Annotated in this window: 3 protein-coding genes, 1 tRNA gene and 1 rRNA gene; 1 reads left to right on the top strand and 4 read right to left on the bottom strand. The window is 43.2% G+C overall.

Annotation, left to right across the window (positions count from 1 at the left end):
* A 16S ribosomal RNA gene (locus tag H1S01_RS19600) occupies positions 1-342 on the bottom strand; the annotation flags it as partial.
* 341 nt (positions 343-683) lie between these two features.
* Entirely contained in the window at positions 684-2,039 is a 1,356-nt protein-coding gene (locus tag H1S01_RS19595; RefSeq protein WP_188042071.1) for a hypothetical protein, read from the bottom strand.
* Positions 2,040-2,217: 178 nt separating this feature from the next.
* Here H1S01_RS19595 and H1S01_RS19590 point away from each other — a divergent pair, with 178 nt between their 5' ends.
* Positions 2,218-2,406: a hypothetical protein gene (locus H1S01_RS19590; RefSeq protein ID WP_188042070.1), complete on the top strand. Its 189-nt coding sequence runs from the start codon at positions 2,218-2,220 to the stop codon at positions 2,404-2,406.
* A 56-nt stretch (positions 2,407-2,462) separates the two neighbouring features.
* Here the strand turns inward: H1S01_RS19590 and H1S01_RS19585 are convergent, their stop codons facing one another.
* Positions 2,463-3,722: an NAD(P)/FAD-dependent oxidoreductase gene (locus H1S01_RS19585; protein WP_188042069.1), complete on the bottom strand. Its 1,260-nt coding sequence runs from the start codon at positions 3,720-3,722 to the stop codon at positions 2,463-2,465.
* Between the two features lie 381 nt (positions 3,723-4,103).
* Positions 4,104-4,179, bottom strand: a tRNA-Thr gene (locus tag H1S01_RS19580).
* Between the last annotated feature and the right edge of the window lie 80 nt (positions 4,180-4,259).

Below are 4,259 nucleotides of genomic sequence, written 5' to 3'. Positions count from 1 at the left end.
GAGTCTGGGCCGTGTCTCAGTCCCAGTGTGGCCGTTCACCCTCTCAGGCCGGCTACCGATCGTCGCCTTGGTGAGCTATTACCTCACCAACTAGCTAATCGGACGCGGACCCATCCAAGAGCGGATTGCTCCTTTGGTTGTCCGGGGATGTCCCCAGACAACGTTATGCGGTATTAGCAGCCCTTTCGGGCTGTTATCCCCCACTCTCAGGCAGGTTATCCACGCGTTACTCACCCGTCCGCCACTAAGCACTTCCACCGAAGTATCCGTGCTCCGTTCGACTTGCATGTGTTAGGCATGCCGCCAGCGTTCGTCCTGAGCCAGGATCAAACTCTCCACAAAATATTGTAGACAAGCTTGAGTCAAGCTCTTATTGATAAAATTTCTTGTCGAGTTAATGCCACTTAGAAAAGAAGTCATCGACTCGTAAGAAGTTGTCCATCCTTCCCGCTCACGCGGGCCGAATTGACTTTAGTTCGCACGCTTTTGCTTTAACAACTGTTTGATTTTCAAGGACCAATCTTAGCCGCCACTGCACCGGCGACGGAATTAAATAGTATCACTTTTGATGAAAAACGTCAACTGGTATCTCTTACAAAATAACTTCATTCATTCTTCATCGTGCTGTCTCGCAGTGACAGTATATATTTTTATCACGGACGGATACAGAAGTCAATGGAACTTTATCCCTGAGGGCCTTTTGCCTCATCTACTAATTGTGTAAATATAGCTTCAACACCGATAAACCAACGATTATCTTCCGAATATCTCGTGTTAATCCATGCAATAGGGTCGGCCTTTACCGGTCGATCCTTGCTGAGATTGATAATCGTCACCGCAGCGATTCGAGCTGAATCATTAATATCAGTGTTATAATCCTGCCAACTATGATAGACGTTAAATGGATTATTCGCGATTTTTCGAGCATTATCGACATTTCTCGGAACAAAAGCCTGTTCTTGTCCGGTAATGGCAATCATTAAGAAAGGATGTATGTCATATTCCTTCGAGATGTTTATGATTGTTGATAAATAAGGTTCATCTGCTAATAGTGAATTCTTTTGTTGTAACCACTGACGCAACGCCTCAACATTAACGGGATGATATCGTAGTATATCAGGCAATTCGTTCTGAGGTTTTTGACTGCTATTTCTGACCACAGGATTCAAAGCTTTTTCGCCATCTTTTTCTGCCCAAGAGGTTAATGTAAAACCGGGTGAACCTAAAATCACAGGTACCAGCACAAAAGAAGCAACTATCGCTACTGCAGCTGTTGCCAGCAATACTTTCGATTTACTTCTCCTTTCAGATCCCTTTTCCGATTCTCCTAAAAAGGAAACCACTTTGGAAGACAGGGAAATTTTCGGAGGAGCTAGGGGTGACGTAACGGGTTCCTTAATACCCGGAGGGAGCATTTCACGTGTAACTTTTCGGGTAATAATATTACTCGATTTAACACTCGCTTTTTCAAAACCATTCTGACCAAAGTATATATCTAAATCCTGTTTTAAAGCTTTTGGAATTAAAGGTTCATCAGAGGAAACTCGATCGACATTCTGTACTGAATCCGGCTTTTGCTTTACTTCCCAAGCATCAAAAATTTCTTCCCAAAAGTGGTCGTCTTTCCCCTGGGCTTGTTTCGAGATAAGTTGAGCAAATTCCTGAAGCGTGTCCATAGAGAGCGTTAGGCCTTGATCATGATTGACAAAATACCATAATGACTCAAGAATTCCCTTTCGCTGGTTCTTTTCTTCTTTATCAAGGGTTAATGTCACCTGAAAAAGCTGGCCAGCATCAATAGTAAAATGATTTTGAATGACCGCCCGTTCGATAAGTTTCTTTCGAATTTGAGCGCGCGTTTCCCCTTCAAAGCATTGCATATGACGGTCTAAAACACGATGAATTGCGTCGGCCAAAACAGTTGCCCGTAGTCTGGCGTCATCGCGGGCAAGCTTCTTTTGTACGTAATCTCGTATCTTAGAGACATCTTCATCATGAAGCAGTATTTTCTTTTGCAATTCTGCTAAAAAGGACCGCATCGCTTTTCATCCTTAACGTAATACTCTTCCTAATTTTAGTTTATCAGTTCAGCCTTCAAAAGCCTACAAATAATTTTACGACACCTTGTGATTGTTAGGATTTGAAGGAATTAGCAATCCAGTAGCGAATATGTTACTCAATAGATTCCATTTTAGTTAGAAAGGAGTGATTCAATCTATGCCTCCTCTGCACAATTTAGATCAAGCCGCCAAAGCCTTAAATTGGGCCGTTGAGCAAAGTGGCGATGAATCGGACGTTCAAATGATCGAAGCCTTATTGGCAAAGTTAACAGACGGGGAAGATCTTACTGATATAGAAAGTGAGACTATAAAAGGCCTGCTTAGTGAAATCGAAGTGACACCATAAGCAAAAAACGCCCACGTCTTTTTTAGACGGTGGCGTTTTCCACGATTGTAGAGGATTTATTTTCCGCCCGAGGAAGCCGTATAAGCGGTTTGCATGCAGTACATCGTAAACTTTCCTCTACCGAATAAAAGTTTGGGACCACCTAGGATATACAAATACCGATTATCCACAATGGCTTTCGCCAAAACAGCTAGTTTACCACGCGTTTTAAGTCCCAAGATGACACCGGCCCCATCGTGAGCTCCTATTGATGCAACAGAGCCTTTCATGAGCGGATGAAAGGCCTCTAAGCTTCGTTCGCCACGAATCAGAGAGGTAAGATTACGCGCACAGGTTGTCGATTGCATGACAGCTAACTGTGCTGTCGGAGGAAAGGGCCGCTCTGTTTGAGGATCCATTACAGCAGAGCAGTCGCCAATCACAAATACGTTTTCATATCCTTTTATGCGCAAATCCTTTTCAACGGGGATTCTTCCTCGTGGAGCGTCAAAAGCCGTACCGCAGACAACCGAGTTCCCTTGCACGCCACCGGTCCAGATTACCGTCGCTGGACTGATTCTTTCTTCCCCTTGATCAGTCGCAAGGATTGCTCCTTGGGCGTCCACGGATTTAATCCGCGTCGAAAGGCGAAACTCAACGCCCATACGTTGGAGCGATTCTTTGGCATAAGCTGCTAGAGAGGGATCAAAAGCACCCAAAATTCCGGGGCCGCCCTCTACATTGAGCAACCGTACACGTTGACGGTCAACTTCATGCTTTTTACAAAGCTCAGACACTCTCTCAACCAGTTCTCCAACGAACTCGATACCTGTAAAGCCAGCTCCGCCTACGATAAGAGTCAACGATTCTTTCACGTCTTTTACACGTGCAAAATCTGCGAAAAGGGATTCGATTTTGTTGCGAATCTTGCGAGCCGAGTTCATGCTTCGGATCGTTAATGCGTGTTCCAGGATCCCCGGTATTCCGAAAGTAGCCGGTTGAAATCCTAGAGCAACCACTAAATAATCATATGTAATCGTTCCACTGTGACTGAGAATAACCTGTCGTTCCTCTTTTTGAACACCAAGAACAGTGTCTTTGATAAAGCGAATACGTTGTGTGTCGATAACTTCCTTGATCGGAATACAAATACGGTTTTCATCGCCTGTACCGGCAGCAACTTCGTGAAGCAACGTCGTCTGATAGTGATAATCATGTTTATTGATTAAAATGATTTCCGCTTCATCAGACTGAAGGAGCTTTTGCAGGTGTACGGTAGTTAATATTCCGCCGTACCCGGCACCTAAGATGACTATCCTTGGTTTTTGATTTGTCATTATTCTCCCACCTCATATTTTTGTTGAGTTAATCGATTTCGACAAACCTATCATTTATTAAACTTTTCACAATTGCAGCAATTTTGCTTCTTTTATAAATAACTATAAGTAGCTTAAATCTTTTTGTCAACTAAGGAAAAACTTCCATAGATTTTAAAGTATTATGTATTATGAATACATGCAAGGAAATAAAAAACCGTCCCACAAATGAGACAATATATATGGATTGACCATCGTCGACTTCAGGATGGCTCTAAAAAATACAGTTTTAGATAATATTATTTTCAAGCAATATTATAATGAAAGAAAAATAAAAGAGACTACTTCTCAAAGGAGAAACAGTCTCTACTATATTGAATCTATTCAAACGTTGATAAAACATGGAGCCGGCGACAGGACTTGAACCCGCAACCTACTGATTACAAGTCAGTTGCTCTACCAATTGAGCTACGCCGGCATTATGGCGGAGCAGACGGGATTCGAACCCGCGATCTCCAGCGTGACAGGCTGGCATGTTAGGCCTCTACACCACTGCTC

It is taken from the genome of Heliobacterium chlorum, from assembly GCF_014502795.1.
Lineage (GTDB): Bacteria > Bacillota > Desulfitobacteriia > Heliobacteriales > Heliobacteriaceae > Heliobacterium > Heliobacterium chlorum.
This window is presented reverse-complemented; position numbering and strand designations above follow the sequence as displayed.

Coding starts and splice junctions, on each gene's coding strand:
- H1S01_RS19595 (WP_188042071.1), bottom strand. CDS start 2,039: ATGCGGTCCTTTTTAGCAGAATTGCAAAAGAAAATACTGCTTCATGAT.
- H1S01_RS19590 (WP_188042070.1), top strand. CDS start 2,218: ATGCCTCCTCTGCACAATTTAGATCAAGCCGCCAAAGCCTTAAATTGG.
- H1S01_RS19585 (WP_188042069.1), bottom strand. CDS start 3,722: ATGACAAATCAAAAACCAAGGATAGTCATCTTAGGTGCCGGGTACGGC.